The organism is Aquirufa sp. Wall-65K1, assembly GCF_054558475.1.
On the sequence record NZ_JBPXKD010000022.1, the window covers coordinates 1 to 323 of the forward strand.

General features: G+C 36.8%; 1 protein-coding gene. It reads right to left on the reverse strand.

Going from position 1 to position 323, the window contains the following annotated elements; genetic code table 11:
- Window positions 1–15: 15 nt before the first annotated feature.
- On the reverse strand, window positions 16–323 hold a 308-nt coding region (locus ACST15_RS12535), incomplete at its 5' end, for a hypothetical protein (RefSeq protein WP_459454994.1).

Sequence of the window (323 nt, forward strand, 5' to 3'; positions counted from 1 at the left end):
TGTACAAACCCCTTATTACTTGGACAGATTTGTAGAAATAGTTGTGTAATAATTGCTTGTTTTTTCGTTTAAATTTTGTCTAAGGTATTGATAATCTTGGTTTAAAACATCACTGGTTTCGTGTTGGTTTTTGTACAAATTTTGTTCGACACGTTTTTGGTTTGTGATGTGGATATGCTGATCCCATTTTTCGTTTGGGGTCATTTTGATTGCTTTATGGAACCTGCGGGTGTTGTACCAGATCGTGTGAGCGAATATAGTTTGTTTGGCATCATAGTATCCCGTGAACTCGTAACGGTCGATTACTTCTCGTTGAATGATGG